Genomic DNA, 16,370 nt, shown 5'->3' on the forward strand with positions numbered 1-16,370 from the left:
TCTGCGGCGATACCCGGAATCATGATCAGACCCACACTGTGGAACTGATCAAGCCCCGCGAGGACCGAGCACGGGTTGGCCGCCCCGCCGACCGCGGAACCCGCGCTCCCACGGCCACCCGCCGTGGTCGTCGGCCCACACCACCTGCAGCCCGCGCACGTGCGGCCCGTACAGAGCGAGCGCCGTGAGCAGGTGGACGTCCGGATGCTCGACCGGCACGAACTCCACGAGCGGTCCGTCGATCAGCTGCATCCGCTCGCCGGATGCGGGCGTCGCACCGCGGAGCAGGTGTGCCGCCATCCTGTTCAGCAGGTTCGCGGAGCGGCGCAGCGGCAGCCCGGTGATCAGCAGTTCCGGCCGTCCGCGTGGCGTGAGGCCGACCGTGTAGGCCCATGGCGGGCGGTGCCGCTCGCGCTCGATCCCCTGCACCGCCCAGCCGTACTCGTCGGCGGTGCGTGCCATCCTGGCCAGGTACTCGGGGTAGGTGAGCGTCGGGTCGTCGCAGAACGCACACATCGATGTCTCCTCGGTCGTGGATCCGACCGGGAAACCGTCACCCAGGGCACCGACACGAGCGGCGTGCTGACGGCGAGTTGTCCACAACCCGCCGGTAACCGTCAGGAGGGCCCGTTGTCGTCCTCTCCGCGGAGGAATCGCTCCACCTCAGCGGCGAGCTCGTCCGCGCTGGGCAGCTCGCCCGACAGGCCCATGCTGGAACGCTCGGCACGGCCGGAGGCGACCATGTCGTACTGCTGTTCGAGCGCTTCGACCACCTGCCTCACCTCGTCCGAGCCCGCCACCTGCTCGGCGATCTCCGCCTCGGTGCGCTCCGCGGCCTTGGTGATGGACTCGGTGGGCAGGTACAGCCCCGCGGCGAGCCCGACGTGGTCCAGCAGCACCCGCCCTGCCTGCGGGTACTCGGCGCGGGCGAGGTAGTGCGGCACGTGCACGGCGAACCCCATGGCGTCCAGCCCGGCCTCACCGAGCCGGAACTCCATCAGTCCGACCGCGCTCCCCGGCACGTGCGCCGTGGTGAACCAGGCCTCGTGGCCCTCGGTCAGGTCCGGGCGGGTGCCGTGCGCCGTGACGCCGATCGGCCGCGTGTGCGGCACCGCCATCGGGATGGCGGTCAGGTTGATCACCAGCCGCACCCCGAACCTCCGCACGATCTGCTCGACCGCCGCGCAGAACCGCTCCCACTGCATGTCCGGCTCAGGGCCGGCGAGCAGCAGGTAGCCGGTGTCGCCGGTGTCGGTGAGCGCCACGACGTCCAGCTCCGGACGGCTGTACGCCGCCCACCGATCGGTCTCGAAGCGCAGCGGCGGGCGCCGGGAGCGGTAGTCGATGAGCTGGTCGACGTCGAAACGCGCCACCAGGCGCTGCTCCCGTTCCTCCACGAGAGCCTCGGCCGCCAGTCGGGCCGCGCCGCCCGCGTCCACGAACCCGTCGAGCGCCACCAGCAGCACGGGTTCGTCCAGCTGTGGCGCATCGGGCGCCACCTCGTACAGGCCGGCCGGATCCAGCACGACACACCTCCGCCTTCCGACGGGGCCCTCGGCCCCGCCCGTCGCACATCTGTCCGGGTGCAACGTGAGTCTGCCCGCACAGCATCCCGTTTCCGTGCCCACGGGGGCACCATGGGTTCGAGATGAAGATGCATCATCGCCTGTGGCTTGTCTGGTCCGTCGGTCTGGCTGCCTACCTGGTGGGGGTGATGCACCGCACGTCGTTCGGCGTGGCAGGGCTCGACGCCGCGGCGCGCTTCCACGCCGCCCCGGCGGCGCTCGCCGGGTTCGTGGTGCTGCAGCTACTTGTCTACGCGATCCTGCAGGTCCCGGTGGGTGTGCTGCTCGATCGTTTCGGCGCCCGCAAGCTGATCGTCGTCGGTGCGTTCACGATGGCCGCCGGACAGCTCGTGCTGGCCGTCGCCACCGACCTGCCGCTCGCGATCCTCGCGCGGGTGCTGGTCGGCGCGGGCGACGCCCTGACCTTCATCAGCGTCCTGTCGGTCGTCACGAGCTGGTTCCCGCCGCGGCGGGTACCCGTGATGACCCAGCTGACCGGCCTGATCGGGCAGCTCGGCCAGGTGCTGTCCGCCGTACCGCTCGCGGCGGTGCTGCACGGTCCCGGCTGGACCCCCGCGTTCGTCTCGGCCGCGGCGCTCGGCGTGGCGGTGGGGCTCGCGGCCCTCGCCGTCGTGCGCAACCGCCCGCCCGGCGTGCCCGCCCCGTCCCCGGCGGCGTCGCCCCGAGAGGTGTTGCACGGGCTTGCCTGCTCATGGCGTGAACCGGGCACCCGGCTGGGCTTCTGGACGCACATGGCCACCCAGTTCTCCGGTCAGGTGTTCGCGCTGATGTGGGGTGTGCCCTACCTCGTGGCCGGGCAGGGGTTCTCGACGGGTGCGGCCGGCGCGATGTTGACGCTGCTCGTGGTGGCAGGGATCGTCGCCGGGCCGCTCTTCGGCGAGTTCACCGCCCGGCACCCGTTCCGCCGCTCGTGGCTCGTGCTTGCCGTGATCGGTACGACGGTCGTCGCGTGGACGGCCGTGCTCGCCGTTCCGCCGCCCACGCCGCGCTGGCTGCTCGCCGTGCTCGTGGTGGTGCTGGCGCTCGGCGGGCCCACATCGATGATCGGCTTCGACTACGCGCGCACCTTCAACCCCGGCCACCGGCAGGGGGCCGCGGTCGGGATCATCAACATGGCCGGGTTCACCGCGACGCTCACCGTGTCGCTCGCCGTCGGGGTGGTGCTCGGGATCGCCGGGCCGGGCGGCTACACGCCGGAAGCGTTCCGGGTGGCGTGGACCGTGCAGTACGCCGTGTGGGCGCTCGCGCTGGGCGGCGTCCTCGTCGCGCGCAGGCGGGCTCGGCGCAAGATGGCGGCCGAGGGCGTCGTCGTGCCGTCCCTGCGCAGCGCGCTGGCAGCGCGGCGGGCCACGCCCATGCGTTAGGGCGAGTTCCACTCGCTATCCAGGGACGCCCAGAAGTCGATGAGGGCGCGGGCGCCCCGGCCGGGGTCGTGCGTCATCCACCAGTGGCCGAGCCCGTCGAGGGTCGCGACCCGGGCACCGGCTCGGCGGGCGGCGCGGCATCGCTGCTCGACGGTCCCGCCCACGTGGTCCTCGGTGGCGAGCACCGCGAGTCCCGGCCGCCCCGCCGCGCGTTCCAGGTCGCGGCCGAGGTCGGCCATCACCGGCTGCACGGCGGAGCGGTAGAGCCCGAGCACCGCCCGGCCCATCGTCGCGTCCTGGCCATGGGCGACCTGCTCCGCCACCGCCTCGCCCATCCCGCGCTCCACGAGCGTGGCGACCCTCTCCGCGACGGGTGCGTCGAACCGCGCGGCCACATCGGCTTCTCCGACCCCCGGCGTCTGCCACCGCTGGGCGAGCTCGTGCCAGACGTAGTCGACGTCGAAGATCCCGATCGCGTCGCTGACCCAGCTCCGTACGAGGTCCGGACGGCTCATCACCGCATTGAGGACGTGCCCGCCGCCCCAGTCGTGGCCCACCAGGTCGACGGGCTCGGCGAAGCGCGTCAGCTCGTTGATCAGCCAGTCGCGATACTCACCGACGGTTGCTCCGAACCCGGCCGGAAACGGCGCACCGAACCCGGGCGGGGACAGCCGGATCAGGCCGGGCCGAGCCGCACCGGCGTCCTCGAGTTCGGCGATCAGCAGATCCCAGACCGCCGCCGTCTCGGGATTGCCGTGCACGAAGACCGTGGGCATCAGGCCGCGACGCCCGTGAGCGGCACGGTCGGCTGCAGGACCGACTCCACCAGCGCCGCACTGCGGAAGTGGGACACCGCCCGGTATTCGGGGTCGCGGATCATGGCCGCGAACGCCTGCCGGCTCGGGTAGCGCACCAGCACCACCATGTCCCAGGCCTGGCCGTCCTCGGCGACCAGCGCCCGTTCGCCGTCCCCCAGGTACTCCACCTGCCCCCCGTACCGCGGGTTGATCGCCGGCCGGAGCGCCTCGGCGTAACGCTGGTAGCTCTCCCGGCCACCGTCCGGACGGAACCGCAACAGGTTCAGCATCACGACGGGTCCACCCGGGTCGTCGGCCAGCAGGGCATCCAGGGCGCGCTCGTCAATCTCGATCATCGGAACCTCCACTCGGACAACGACAACAGCCTCGCACATTTGTTGGTCAGCTGACAAGTTTCTAGTAGAGTGCTCCGCATGACCACCGTCCGTCGCACCCAGAAGGAGCGCCGCGAGCAAGCCGAAGCCGCGTTGCTCGGCGCCGCCGCCGAACTGGTCGTCGAGCAGGGAGTCCGCTCGTTGACGCTGGCGCGCGTCGGTGAGCGGGCCGGCTACAGCCGCGGACTCGTCACCCACCACTTCGGTTCCAAGCAGGCGCTCCTCGAACGGCTGGCGCGCGCGTCGCAGGCCGGTTTCGTCCCGGGGGTCCACGGCCTGCCGCCCGGCCTGGACCGTCTCCTGCGGCTCATCGACGGATACGTTGGCGCGCTCGGCCAGGTGGGCGTGCTGAACCGCGCGTTCCTGCTGTTGTGGGCCGAGGCCACCACGGCGCCGGATCTGGCCCCGATCTTCCGCGAGCGGGACGCGGCGTTTCGCGCCGATCTGCGCGAGGACGTCGCCGCCGGGATCGCCGACGGCACCATCCGGCCTGACGTCGTGCCCGACGAGGTCGCGATCGCAGTTGTCGGGCAACTCCGCGGAGTCGGGCTGCAGCGGCTTCTCGATCCCGGGGTCATCGACACGGAACGGTTGCGGCGGTCGGTCACCGAGCACTGGCGTCGGGCGCTGGCGAGATCGTGACCCGTTCCCATCACCCAATAGTGGCAATGATTATCATCTGCCCTGGGTTTCCGGCGGAGGCGAGAGGAGGCGGCGTGCGCATCGCGTTCGTCGGCAAGGGTGGCAGCGGGAAGACGACCTCGGCGGCGGTGTTCAGTCGCTACCTGGCCGAGCTGGGCAAACCGGTTCTCGCGATCGACGCCGACATCAACCAGCACCTCGGTCATGCGCTGGGGCACGACGGGCGGCCGCCGCGCGCGCTCGGCTCCGACCTGCCGTGGCTCAAGGACCACTTGCGGGCCACCAACCCGCGCATCGCGAGCGCCGACGCGATGATCAAGACGACACCACCCGGCCGCGGCTCGCGCCTGCTCGACCTCGAACCCGAGGGTGAGCTGCTGGCCCGCCACTCGGCGGTGGCCGGCGGCGTGCGCTACCTCGTGACCGGCGAGTTCGACGAGGCCGACATCGGTGTCTCGTGCTACCACTCGAAGACCGGCGCGGTGGAGCTCTACCTCAACCACCTCGTCGACGGCCCCGGCGAATACGTGGTGGTGGACATGACCGCGGGCGCCGACGCGTTCGCGTCGGGCCTGTTCACCAGGTTCGACCTCACCGTGCTCGTCAGCGAGCCGACGCGGCGCGGGATCGGCGTGTACCAGCAGTACGCCGAGCACGCCCGCGGTCACGGGGTGGAGCTGCGGGTGCTCGGCAACAAGGTGGCCGACGCCGACGACGTCGCGTACCTGCGTGAGCAGGTGGGCGATGCGCTCCTGGGGTGGTTCGGCCAGTCGGCGTGGGTGCGGGCCGCGGAGCGCGGCTCGGTGGCTCCGGTCGGCGCCCTCGAGCCCGAGAACCTCGCCGTGCTCGACGCCGTGCTCGTCGCCCTCGACGCGCGCGAGCGCGACTGGGACGCCTACCACCGCGGCACCGTGGAGTTCCACCTGCGCAACGCGGCGGCATGGGGCAACCGCGCGGTCGGGGCCGACCTGGCTGCCCAGATCGACCCCGACTTCGTCCCGGGGATGCCCACGGTCCGCGCGTGACAACTCGTGAGCGGCTACGCGCGCTAGCACGCGCGTAGCCGCTCATGACCCCCCTTTTTTACTCGGCCAGCAGGCGGTAGATCGCCTTGCGGGCCTCGGTGATCGTGGCGGTCGCCGTCGCGATCTGCTCCGGCGAGCCGGCCGACATCACCTGCGCCGCGGCCGCGTGCAGCTGGCCCAGCTGCTCCCACAGCTCCACGGCGCCCTCGTCGTCGGCGTCCCGGCCGACCGACGCCCAGACGGCGTCCAGCTCCTCGCGGTGCTCGTCGACGTAGCGCGTGCCCTCCTCGGTGAGGTGGACGACGCGGCGGCCTTCGGCCTGCTCGACGCGGACCAGGCCCTCGTCCTCGAGCTGCGAGAGCGTGGGGTAGACCGAGCCGGGGCTCGGCCGCCACGCGCCGCTGGTGCGGTCGGCGATCTCCTGGATGATCTCGTACCCGTGCCGTGGCTGCTCCGCCACCAGCGCGAGCACCGCCGTGCGGATGTCGCCGCGCGACGTCCGGCGGCCGCGCCTGCCGCGCGGGCCGGGGAAGCCGCGCATCCCGGGGCCGAAGGGCGGCCCGAAGCCGGGGCCGAACGGGTGCCTGCGGTGGCGATGCCCCCGCAGCGCTTCCTCGCCCTCGGCGGGGCCGGCGAACGGCGGCACGGGCGGCCCGTCCGGACGGAACGGCCCTCGGCGTGATCCTCGTCGGCCGCGGAACCCGAACTGCGGGCCGGGCAGCCATGGAGTGTTCTGCTCGTTCATGTCGAACTCCTTGTTCGTAGATGAGCCTGACTGGCTCGTGTGCCATCACGATATATCGCGATAGTCGAGTTGGCAAGTCTCGGCGTCAGGCGGGAACTTCGCGGGTCGCTCGCACGTCGGATCGGTGAGGCGAGGAGGCAGGGCCGATGGTGCTGAAGGTTCTCGGGGGCGTGCTGCTCGTGTGGCTCGCGTTCACCGTGCTCGGGGCGCTCTTCGAGTTCCTCACGTGGGCGCTCGTGATCGGCGCCATCGTGTTCGTGGGCGCAGCCGCCTACACGGCCGTGAAGGGCCGCAACCGCCGCGCGCTGGGGCGGTGATTCAGCGGCGGGTGCTGGTGGCGCCCGTGCAGTTGCGCTCGACGTAGGCGCGCACCCGCTCGCCCGCCCCCACGAACTCGGGGGAGTTGAGCCGGTTCACCAGGTCGGTGTCGCGGGAGAGCGCCGTCTGGTCGCCCCCGTTCTCCACGAGCACGTCCAGTTGCATGTCGAGCGCTTGCACCGTGCGCTCCACATCCGAGCGAATGTCGTCGGGAGCGGCGAAGACCATGTCCTGCCCTGCCCTGCGGACGGCGGCCACGGTGTTCGCCAGCTCGTCGCGCGGCACCTGACCCTGCGCCACGAGCCCGTTGAGCGGGCGGATCGCCTCGAGGTTGGCCTGGGCGGCGGCGCAGAAGGGGTTCGCCGGTGCGGGGGCCCTGCGCGTGGGATCGGGGGCGTCGGCGTCGGCCACCGAGCCTCCGCCGCACCCGAGCAGCACCGCTCCGATCATGGCGACGAGGGCGGCCGACGCGCCCGCGCGCGAGATGAGGCCCATCGGATGTTCCCCCGAGATGCGTCGTGGTGCTCTGACTCGACAGTAGCCCGTGCTCGCATGGGTAGCTCGATCCGGGCATGCCGGAAGGAACTTCGCGCGGCCCGCCCGCGTTTTAGGGAACGTGGCGAGTATCGGGCCGCGTCGAATCGCGGCGTTCACCGCGCTGTGGCGCGCAGTGTCGCAGTTGCGCCGTCCAGGGGCGCCGGGCGTGTCAGAGCGGCTCCGTGCGGTCCCGCGGATGCTGGGAGGCGCCGTCACGGGCCGCTACCCGGCGCTGTCCCGCGGCCGGCTCGGGCTGATCGTGCTGGGGTTGGCCTACCTGGTCTCGCCGATCGACCTGCTGCCGGAGGTGTTCCTCCCGCTGATCGGTTTCGCCGACGACGGTGTGATCGCGCTGTGGCTGGGTGGGGCCTTCCTGGCCGAGACCGAACGCTTCCTCGCGTGGGAGCGGCAGCAGCCCGCCGTCGTGGACGCGCCGTCGCGCTAGGTCGACCCAATCGCAACATCACGGATCTTGTTCGGCCACCGGCCGCTCCATACGGTGTGCGCATGCCGGTCCTGGAAGTGCACCTCGTCGAAGGGCTGCACACACCCGCTCAGCACGCGGAACTGCTCGTCGCCCTGAGCACCCGCTACGCCGAGGTCACCGACGTGCCTCTGGACCGGGTGCGGGCCCACGTCACGCTGCACCGGCCCGAGCTGTGGGCCACCGGTGGCATCCCCGCGGACGGGCGGTCGGCCCCGTACTTCACGGCCGTCCTGTTCGCCGATCGCCTCGCCGAGCTGCGGCGCCGGTTGCTGGGCGCGCTCACCGACCTGATCGTCGACGTGCTCGGCGTCGATCGCAGGCTCGTGCACGGGGAGGTCATCCCGGTGCAGCCCGACGACTGGGCCATCGGCGGCGTGTCCGCGCGAACCTCCCGGCGGGCCTCCTAGCCCTGCGGTTGGGTGCCGCCTAGTGCTGCCGGGAGGCGACACCGAGGCGGGGGGCGGTCCAACCGGCCCCGAACCGCAGCCACGTCCAGAGTCCGGCGGCCGCGACGAGGTAGACGCCGAGCACGACGCCGAGCGCTCCCGCCCTGTCGGCGACCGCGTCGGCCGCCGGTCGCACCGCGAGGTGCACGAACGCGAAGCCACCGGTGCAGGCGAAGAGCGCCCACAGCCCCGGTGACCAGCGCAGCAGCGCGGCACCGGGCAGGAACGAGTGCGGCACGAGCGCGAACAGCAGATTGGCCGCGGCGCTCACCGCGGTGGCCGTGAGCGCGGTGGCGACGACGTCGGCGAGGAACGTCCCCGGCGCGCCGGCCGCGGCGACGAGCGGCTCGCGCACGATCCACGCCGTGCCGCCGAGGGCCGCGAGCGCGGTTGCGGCGAGGGCGACCGCGGGACCCTCCTCGTCGGCGCGCAGCGGGCGGGCCGTGCGGAAGGCGATCAGCGTGCCCAGCACGAGCCCGGGCTCGAGCCCGACCGCGCGGGAGAGCACGACGCCGACCGCGCCGAGCAGGAGGAAGCCGGGAACCGGCCCGACGTGGCAGCGCACCCCCCACCAGCGCGCCACGTACAGCAGTTGGGTGCCCTGCTGCGCCGCCGTCACCAGGAGGAACGCGACGGCGAGCCCGACGAGCAGCGCGGGCGCCGACGTGTCGAACGGGAACTCCGGGGTGAGGAACCCGAGCATCACCGCGCCGGCCACCGCCGTGATCGCGACGGCGGTGAGGAACGCCCCCGGTGCGGGACGCCCGGTGCCCGGTGGGACCCGCAGCCGTGCCAGCAGGGCTTCGACCCGGTCGGGTTGCTCGGCGGCGGCGCGGTTGATCAGGCCGACGGGGAGCGCGAGCGCGGCGAGCAGCAGCAGCGTCAGCGCCAGGCTCGGCAGGACCGCTCCGACGTTCCAGCGTGCCTCGATCGGTGAGGGGAACGACGTGGCGAACGCGACGGCGGCCAGGTCTGCGGTGCGCTCGGTGGCGGCGGGCGGGGCCGGCGGCACGGGAGGCGCGACGACCTCCCGCGCGGGTGTGTCGTGGACGGGCGCGGGGCGCGGCTCCTCCGGAGCGGCGGGGCGGCGCGTCTCGAGGGCGCCGGTCCAGTCCAGGCCGGGGGACTTCTCGCGGTCGACCGCGTTGCCGACCCCGGGGAGCATCGCGGCGCCGACGGCCGCGCCCGCACCGGAGCTCTCGGCAGGGGCCTGCCCGGTGCGCGCTTCGGCGTCCTTCGTGCCGGAGTCGTCCGTGTCGTCGTCGGAACCCTCGACGGCGGCCGCCGCGGTGTCTTCGGAGTCGGAGTCGGCGTCCCCGGACTCGTCCGGCGCCGAGTCCTCGGAGTCGGCATCTCCGGAGTCGGCATCGTCGGAGTCGTCGGAATCCTCGTCGGATGCGTCGTCCGACTCCTCGTCGGGCTCGTCGTCCTCGTCGTCGAGCCCCGGGTAGTCGGGGAAGTCCGGGAACTGCGGGTTGAGCAGGCTGCCGGGGGTGAGAACCTGGTCCGGCTGCTCCTCGGTGCAGTCCCGGCCGTGCAACAGCGCCTCGACCGGCCCGACATCGGGGCAGCTCGCGTCGCCATCGCCTGCCCCGGCCAGTGCGGGGGCCGTGACGCCCACGGCGATCAGGCAAACCACCGCACCGGCCAGAGCAGCCCTGACCAGCGTGGCACTGCGCACCGTCATCTCCACCCGATCGACGTTCCCTCGCCCGGTTGGCCGAGCCACCGGCGCCCGCACGGGGTGCAACGAGCAGGACCGGAAGGAGTCACGATTCACTCGAAAGAGATCTTCTTCGTTCGGCGAGTACGCTTGCAGGCGTTCCTCCGTCGATGGTTCCGGCGCACCGCGAAGCGTCCTGCCCCATGAACCGGAATTCGTCCCTCGCCCGCGGGAGCCACCCCGCCGCGCGGTGACCCGCCCCGGCGCGCCACGGGCGCGCACCCGCTCCGACCTGCGCCAGCAGCGCAGACCTCGCAGCCATCACTGCTGGGACCACATCCTGCTCGCCCCGCTCTGGCCGAAGCACGACGCGAATCTCGGCACGCTGTTGCGCACCTGCGACGCGGTCGGCGCCTGTCTCGTCGTGACCCGGCAGGCGTGGGTACGGCGCGCGCTCGAGAAGGGCAACACCCTGCGGCGGAGCAGCTGCGTGCACCGCGTCGCCGACCCGCTGCACTGGCTCGAGGCCCAGCGCAACGCCGGCAGCAGGCTGCTCGCGGTGGAGCTCGCCGACGAGGCGATCCGCGTCGGTGACCTCCCCGCGGCCCGGCAGCGGACCGTGGTGATGCTCGGTCACGAGAGCGACGGGGTCCCACCGGAGGCGCTCGCGCTGGCTGACGACGTCGTCGAGATCCCGATGATCGGCACCGGGCTCAGCCTGAACGTCGCGGTCGCCGGCTCGCTGGTGGCGTACAAGCTGGCCGGGATGCTGTAGCGGTCGGTGCAACAGCGGTCGGTGCAACAGCGGTCAGTGCAACAGCTCGAAGACCGACGGGTCGACGAACGCGTACACGTGCTCGATTCCTTCGGTGCTGACGTCGAGTACCTGCAGGAACGCAGGTCGAAGGGAACCGTCCGGTTCCAAGGTGTAGGTGGCGAACGCGGGCTGGGCGTTCATCTCGACCGGCACCAGACTCGCTTGGCCCGGCCGCACCGGGCAACGGTCGGCGAGGTGGCGGCCGATGTGCTCGGCTCCCCGGTACCACGCGGCCAGCGGCGGCATCTCCCAGACCGCGTCCTCGGTGAACAGCGCAACGATCGCGGGGACGTCCTTCGCCTCCCACGCGGTGACGTACCGGTCCAGGAGCCGGCGCCGCTCCGGCTCGGTGGGCTCCGAGACCGGCTGTGCACGGATCGCCTGCTCGCGGGCGCGACGCACCCCGCTGTTGACCGCGGTGGTGGTCGTGTCGAGGATCTCCGCCGTCTCCGCGGCGGTGAAGCGCAGGACGTCGCGCAGCAGCAGGAGTGCCCGCTGACGAGGGGGAAGTGTCTGGAGCATCGCGACGAACGCGAGGCGCAGGCTCTCCCGTTCTATCGCCGCTTCCTCAGGGCTGACCCCGCCGATCCGATACGTCGGGAGCGGCTCGAGCCACGGGACGTCGGTACGCTCGGTCGGCTCGTCGCTCGGGACGGACGGCGGCCAGAGCTGCATCGGAAGCGCCCGTCGCCGCGCCGCGTCCACGGCATTGAGGCAGGCGTTCGTCGCGATCCGGTAGAGCCACGTCCGCATCGAGGACCGGCGTTCGAACGAGCCGAGCGCTTGCCACGCGCGCAGGTACGTCTCCTGCACGAGGTCCTCGGCGTCGTGCGCCGAGCCGAGCATGCGGTAGCAGTGCGCGAACAGCTCGTGCCGCAGCGCTTCGGTCTGCGCCACGAACTCCGCGTCCGGCGACTTTCGGGGCCCGGGGCTGTCAGTACGGACGACACCCACCACCCTTCGGAGGATAGCCAGATGGATCGCAAGCTGTTCCTGCAGATCAACATGACCGTCGACGGCTATGTCGAGGACTCGAACGGCGACATCGACTGGCACTTCGCCGACGACGAGTTCGACGCGTTCATCCTCGACACGTTGCGCTCGATCGACGGCATGGTGTTCGGCCGGGTCGCGTTCGAGAAGCTCGCGACGTACTGGCCGACCGCCGAGCAGGCGGCGCAGAGCGCTGCCCAGCGCGAGACGGCGGTGCTGATGAACGAGCTGCCGAAGTACGTCGTCTCGCAGACGCTCACCGGCAGCACGTGGCGCAACAGCCACATCGTCGCCGGTGGCGTGTCGGCGGCGATCCAGCAACTGAAGGCCCGGCCCGGCAAGGACTTCGCGCTGTTCGCCGGTGCCGCCGCCGCTCGCTCGTTCGTCCGGCTCGGGCTCGTCGACGAGCTGCGGCTGATCGTCAACCCGCTCCTGCAGGGTGGTGGGACTCGCCTGTTCGATGGGGAGGACGAGCCGCGGCGGCTCACGCTGACGAGCGCACGACCATTCACCAGCGGCGCCGTCGTGCTGACGTACGCACCGGCCTAGTGGGGCCGCCCGTCCGTCCGGAATATCGGACGGACGGGCGGAGGCCTTCCGGCAGACTGCCGGACGTGCTCCTGACCCTCACCACGACGGCTGAACCTGCAACCGATCTCGGCTACCTGCTGCACAAGCACCCCGACCGGGCGCAGACGTTCCCCGTCGCGGCCGGGTCGGCGCACGTGTTCTACCCGCGGGCCGAGCCGGAGGTGTGCACGGCGGCGCTGCTGCTGGAGGTCGACCCGGTCGCACTGGTCCGCGGCAGGTCGGACGCCTTCGCGCTCGGGCAGTACGTCAACGACCGGCCGTACGCCGCCGGGTCGATGCTCGCCGTGGCCCTCGGCGCGGTGTTCTCCTCCGCGATGAAGGGCCGCTGCACCGCCCGTCCGAAGCTGCCGTCGCGAGCGATCCCGCTCACCGTGCACGTCCCGACCCTTCCCTGTCACGGTGGTGCGGAGCTCGTCGAGCGGCTCTTCGCCCCGCTCGGCTGGCGGGTCGAGGCGGCACCGGTGCCCCTGGACCCGCAGATCCCCGAGTGGGGCGACTCGCGCTACCTCGATACCACGCTGACCGGGGAGCTGCGCCTCGCCGACGCGCTCACCCACCTCTACGTCCTGCTGCCGGTGCTCGACGGCGCCAAGCACTACTGGGTGGACGCCGCCGAGGTCGACAAGCTCCTGCGCGCGGGCGGCGAGTGGCTGGCCGCCCACCCGGAGCGGGAGCTGATCACCAGGCGCTACCTGGCCCACCGCGGCGCCTACGTCCGCACGGCGCTGGAGCGCCTGGCCGAGGCCGACGACACGGAGGTCGAGGCCCTGGACAACGCGCTCGAGGCCCCGGTCGTCCAGCCTGACGACCCCGAGAAACTCGTTCCGCTCGCCCTGCAGCGGCGGGGGAGCGTGATCGCCGTCTTGCGGGCCGCCGGGGCGCGGCGGGTGCTCGACCTCGGGTGCGGCGGCGGGGCGCTACTGCGCGACCTGCTCGCCGACCCGCGGTTCACCGAGATCCTCGGCGTCGACGTATCGGCGGGTGCCCTCGAGGCCGCGGCCCGGCGGCTGCGGCTGGACCGGCTCCCGGAGCGGCAGCGGGAGCGGATCGCGCTGCGCCAGTCCGCGCTCACCTACGCAGACGCCTCCCTCGCAGGCTACGACGCGGCCGTGCTCATGGAGGTGATCGAGCACGTCGACGAGGTGCGGTTGCCTGCGCTGGAACACGCCGTGCTCGGGGTTGCCCGGCCGGGCACGGTCGTCGTCACCACGCCGAACGTCGAGTACAACGTGCGCTTCGAGACGCTCGAACCCGGCCGGTTCCGGCACACCGACCACCGGTTCGAGTGGACGCGCGCGCAGTTCCGCGAGTGGGCGGCCGCCGCCGCGAGCCGGCACGGCTACCGGGTGCGGTTCCTGCCGGTCGGCCCGGACGACCCGGAGGTCGGTCCGCCCACCCAGCTGGCCGTGTTCGAGCGGGAGGTGGTGTCATGAGCATGTTGCGCATCCCGGACATGGCGCTGGTCGTGCTCCTCGGCGCGTCCGGGTCCGGCAAGTCGATGTTCGCGCGCCGGCACTTCCCGGCGACCGCCGTCCTGTCCAGCGACGCGTTCCGCGGCCTGGTCGCCGACGACGAGAACGACCAGTCGGCCACCGGCGCCGCCTTCGAGGCGCTGCATTTCGTGGCGGGCAAGCGGCTCGACGCCGGCCGGATCACCGTCGTCGACGCCACGAGCGTGCGGCGCGAGGACCGGGCACCGCTCGTCGCGCTCGCCCGGGAGCGGCACGTGCTGCCGGTGGCGATCGTGCTCGACCTTCCCGAGTCGGTGTGCCTCGAGCGCAACGCGGCGCGGGCCGACCGCGACTTCGGCCCGCACGTCGTCCGCCGGCAGCGCGACTACCTGCGCCGATCGCTCGGCTCGCTCGGGAAGGAGGGTTTCCGGCGCGTGCACGTGCTGCGCTCGGTCGATGAGGTCGACGCCGCGACGGTCGAGATCGAGCCGCTCCTGAACGACCGGCGCGGTGAGACCGGCCCGTTCGACCTGATCGGTGACGTCCACGGCTGCCGCGCCGAGCTGGAGGAGCTCCTCACGGCGCTGGGCTACGCCATCGCCCGCGACGGCGAGGGGCGACCGGTCGGCGCGCGGCACCCGGAGGGCAGGCGCGCGGTGTTCGTCGGCGACCTCGTCGACAGGGGGCCGGACACGCCCGGCGTGCTGCGCATGGTCATGGGCATGGTCGGCGACGGCGAAGCCCTCTGCGTCTGCGGCAATCACGAGCAGAAGCTCGTCCGGGCGCTGGCCGGCCGCCAGGTCCGCGTGTCCCACGGGCTGGCCGAGTCGCTCGCCCAACTCGCCGCGGAGCCGGAGGAGTTCCGCAAGCAGGTCCACGCGTTCTGCGACGGCCTCGTCGCGCACTACGTCCTCGACGGCGGCCGGCTGGTGGTCGCGCACGCCGGGCTGCCCGAGCGCTTCCACGGTCGCGCGTCCGGGGCGGTGCGCAGCTTCGCGCTCTACGGCGACACCACCGGCGAGACCGACGAGTACGGCCTTCCGGTGCGGCTGCCGTGGGCGAACGACTACCGCGGCAGCGCCACCGTGGTCTACGGGCACACGCCCACCCCCGACGCGGAGTGGGTCAACAACACGATCTGCCTCGACACCGGGGCCGTGTTCGGCGGCAAGCTCACCGCACTGCGCTACCCGGAGCGGGAGCTCGTCGACGTCCCGGCACAGGAGGTCTGGTACGAGCCGGTGCGCCCGCTCGCCCCGGCCCCCGATACGAGCCGGCACGGTGACGTCCTCGACATCGCCGACGTCACCGGCAAGCGGATCATCGAGACCGGGCACCACGGCAGGCTGACCGTGCGGGCCGACCAGGCGGCCGCAGCGCTCGAGGTGATGAGCAGGTTCGCGGTCGACCCGCGCCTTTTGGTCTACCTGCCGCCGACGATGGCGGCCACCGCGACGTCCACCCGCGACGGCCTGCTGGAGCACCCCGCTGGGGCGTTCTCCGGATACCGGGCCGACGGCGTGCAGCAGGTCGTGTGCCAGGAGAAGCACATGGGCTCGCGGGCGGTCGTGCTCGTGTGCCGGGACGGCGGGGCGCGCCGCTTCGACGGGCCGGGCACCGTCGTGACCCGCACGGGCCGCCCGTTCTTCGGCCCTGAGCTGACCGAGGCGCTGCTGGCCCGCGTGCGTGCCGCGGTCGACGCGGCGGGGCTGTGGGATGAGCTCGCGACCGACTGGCTGCTGCTCGACGCCGAGCTGCTGCCGTGGAGCGTCAAGGCCGGCGCGCTGATCCGCGACCAGTACGCCGCCGTCGGCGCTGCCGCGACCGCGGGCCTCGCCGCCGCCGACGCGGCGCTGAGTGCCGCCGGGAACCGCGGCGTCGACGTGGGTGACCTCGCCGCGCGCGTGCGCAGGCGAGCCGTCGACACGGCGGCGTTCCGCGACGTCTACCGCCGATACCGCTGGCCGACCGACGGCCTGGCCGGGGTGCGGCTCGCCCCGTTCCAAGTGCTCGCCGCCGAGGGTGCGGCATTCCACAACCGCCCACACGACTGGCACCTCGCGCTCGCCGACCGGCTGCACACCGCCGACCCCGAGCTGATCCGCCGCACCTCGACGGCGATCGTCGACACCACGGACGACGAGTCCGTGGCCGCGGCAACGGCGTGGTGGGATGAGCTCACGGCGGCCGGCGGCGAGGGCATGGTCGTCAAACCGATGGCGGGCCTGGTGCGCGGCACGAACGGGCTGGTGCAGCCCGGGGTGAAGGTGCGCGGCCGGGAGTACCTGCGGCTGATCTACGGGCCGGACTACACCGCACCCGAGCACCTCGACCGGCTGCGGCAGCGCGGGCTGGGCCGCAAGCGCGGCCTCGCACTGCGGGAGTACGCGCTCGGTGTCGAGGCCCTGGAGCGACTGGCGCGCGACGAGCCGCTCTGGCGGGTGCACGAGTGCGTGTTCGCGGTGCTCGCGCTGGAGTCGGAGCCGGTGGACCCGCGGTTGTGACAGAGACTA

18 protein-coding genes are annotated in these 16,370 nt (G+C 72.7%); 10 read left to right on the plus strand and 8 right to left on the minus strand.

Translation table 11 applies throughout. The features are described from left to right. Positions 1-48: 48 nt before the first annotated feature. Positions 49-516, minus strand: a complete 468-nt coding sequence (locus K1T35_RS12365) for a DUF4262 domain-containing protein (RefSeq protein WP_220260309.1) — start codon at positions 514-516, stop codon at positions 49-51. 101 nt (positions 517-617) lie between these two features. After that, positions 618-1,526, minus strand: a complete 909-nt coding sequence (locus K1T35_RS12370) for a proteasome assembly chaperone family protein (RefSeq protein WP_220260310.1) — start codon at positions 1,524-1,526, stop codon at positions 618-620. 128 nt (positions 1,527-1,654) lie between these two features. Here K1T35_RS12370 and K1T35_RS12375 point away from each other — a divergent pair, with 128 nt between their 5' ends. After that, a complete protein-coding gene (locus tag K1T35_RS12375) occupies positions 1,655-2,950 on the plus strand; it encodes a nitrate/nitrite transporter (protein ID WP_370645500.1) in 1,296 nt (431 codons plus the stop codon). Here K1T35_RS12375 and K1T35_RS12380 read toward each other — a convergent pair. Further along, positions 2,947-3,726: an alpha/beta fold hydrolase gene (locus K1T35_RS12380; RefSeq protein ID WP_220260312.1), complete on the minus strand. Its 780-nt coding sequence runs from the start codon at positions 3,724-3,726 to the stop codon at positions 2,947-2,949. The genes K1T35_RS12375 and K1T35_RS12380 overlap by 4 nt on opposite strands. Next, entirely contained in the window at positions 3,726-4,103 is a 378-nt protein-coding gene (locus K1T35_RS12385) for a DUF1330 domain-containing protein (protein ID WP_220260313.1), read from the minus strand. Before K1T35_RS12385 ends, K1T35_RS12380 begins: the two co-directional genes overlap by 1 nt. A 78-nt stretch (positions 4,104-4,181) precedes the next feature. On the opposite strand from K1T35_RS12385, the gene K1T35_RS12390 reads away from it, so the two are divergent. Further along, a complete protein-coding gene (locus K1T35_RS12390; RefSeq protein ID WP_220260314.1) occupies positions 4,182-4,784 on the plus strand; it encodes a TetR/AcrR family transcriptional regulator in 603 nt (200 codons plus the stop codon). A gap of 74 nt (positions 4,785-4,858) precedes the next feature. Then, positions 4,859-5,809 carry an AAA family ATPase gene (locus K1T35_RS12395; RefSeq protein ID WP_220260315.1) on the plus strand — a complete coding sequence of 317 codons (951 nt, stop codon included), beginning with the start codon at positions 4,859-4,861 and terminating at the stop codon, positions 5,807-5,809. A gap of 58 nt (positions 5,810-5,867) precedes the next feature. On the opposite strand, the gene K1T35_RS12400 is transcribed toward K1T35_RS12395, so the two are convergent. Next, entirely contained in the window at positions 5,868-6,554 is a 687-nt protein-coding gene (locus K1T35_RS12400; RefSeq protein WP_255621813.1) for a PadR family transcriptional regulator, read from the minus strand. A gap of 146 nt (positions 6,555-6,700) precedes the next feature. On the opposite strand from K1T35_RS12400, the gene K1T35_RS12405 reads away from it, so the two are divergent. Next, positions 6,701-6,871: a hypothetical protein gene (locus K1T35_RS12405; RefSeq protein WP_220260316.1), complete on the plus strand. Its 171-nt coding sequence runs from the start codon at positions 6,701-6,703 to the stop codon at positions 6,869-6,871. A 1-nt stretch (position 6,872) separates the two neighbouring features. On the opposite strand, the gene K1T35_RS12410 is transcribed toward K1T35_RS12405, so the two are convergent. After that, positions 6,873-7,367, minus strand: coding sequence for a hypothetical protein (locus K1T35_RS12410; RefSeq protein WP_220260317.1), 495 nt, complete (start codon positions 7,365-7,367; stop codon positions 6,873-6,875). A 208-nt stretch (positions 7,368-7,575) separates the two neighbouring features. On the opposite strand from K1T35_RS12410, the gene K1T35_RS12415 reads away from it, so the two are divergent. Then, positions 7,576-7,854 (plus strand): YkvA family protein, encoded by a 279-nt coding sequence (locus tag K1T35_RS12415; protein WP_255621814.1) that lies wholly within the window; start codon positions 7,576-7,578, stop codon positions 7,852-7,854. Positions 7,855-7,916: 62 nt separating this feature from the next. Next, positions 7,917-8,303 carry a tautomerase family protein gene (locus K1T35_RS12420; RefSeq protein WP_220260318.1) on the plus strand — a complete coding sequence of 129 codons (387 nt, stop codon included), beginning with the start codon at positions 7,917-7,919 and terminating at the stop codon, positions 8,301-8,303. A gap of 19 nt (positions 8,304-8,322) precedes the next feature. Here the strand turns inward: K1T35_RS12420 and K1T35_RS12425 are convergent, their stop codons facing one another. After that, a complete protein-coding gene (locus K1T35_RS12425) occupies positions 8,323-10,023 on the minus strand; it encodes a hypothetical protein (protein WP_220260319.1) in 1,701 nt (566 codons plus the stop codon). A gap of 232 nt (positions 10,024-10,255) precedes the next feature. Here K1T35_RS12425 and K1T35_RS12430 point away from each other — a divergent pair, with 232 nt between their 5' ends. Continuing rightward, positions 10,256-10,780, plus strand: a complete 525-nt coding sequence (locus tag K1T35_RS12430) for a TrmH family RNA methyltransferase (RefSeq protein ID WP_255621815.1) — start codon at positions 10,256-10,258, stop codon at positions 10,778-10,780. A 33-nt stretch (positions 10,781-10,813) separates the two neighbouring features. On the opposite strand, the gene K1T35_RS12435 is transcribed toward K1T35_RS12430, so the two are convergent. Then, complete coding sequence (locus K1T35_RS12435; RefSeq protein WP_255621816.1) at positions 10,814-11,779, minus strand: sigma-70 family RNA polymerase sigma factor; 966 nt, start codon at positions 11,777-11,779, stop codon at positions 10,814-10,816. 18 nt (positions 11,780-11,797) lie between these two features. On the opposite strand from K1T35_RS12435, the gene K1T35_RS12440 reads away from it, so the two are divergent. The 3 genes from K1T35_RS12440 to K1T35_RS12450 all read left to right on the plus strand — a co-directional run bounded on the left by K1T35_RS12440 (position 11,798) and on the right by K1T35_RS12450 (position 16,361). Continuing rightward, on the plus strand, positions 11,798-12,364 hold the full coding sequence (locus K1T35_RS12440; RefSeq protein ID WP_220260320.1) for a dihydrofolate reductase family protein: 567 nt from the start codon (positions 11,798-11,800) through the stop codon (positions 12,362-12,364). Between the two features lie 65 nt (positions 12,365-12,429). Further along, complete coding sequence (locus tag K1T35_RS12445; protein WP_220260321.1) at positions 12,430-13,839, plus strand: 3' terminal RNA ribose 2'-O-methyltransferase Hen1; 1,410 nt, start codon at positions 12,430-12,432, stop codon at positions 13,837-13,839. After that, positions 13,836-16,361 (plus strand): polynucleotide kinase-phosphatase, encoded by a 2,526-nt coding sequence (locus K1T35_RS12450; protein ID WP_220260322.1) that lies wholly within the window; start codon positions 13,836-13,838, stop codon positions 16,359-16,361. Before K1T35_RS12445 ends, K1T35_RS12450 begins: the two co-directional genes overlap by 4 nt. Positions 16,362-16,370 lie beyond the last annotated feature (9 nt).

The sequence above is a fragment of the Pseudonocardia sp. DSM 110487 genome (assembly GCF_019468565.1).
In the GTDB taxonomy this organism is placed as follows: domain Bacteria; phylum Actinomycetota; class Actinomycetes; order Mycobacteriales; family Pseudonocardiaceae; genus Pseudonocardia.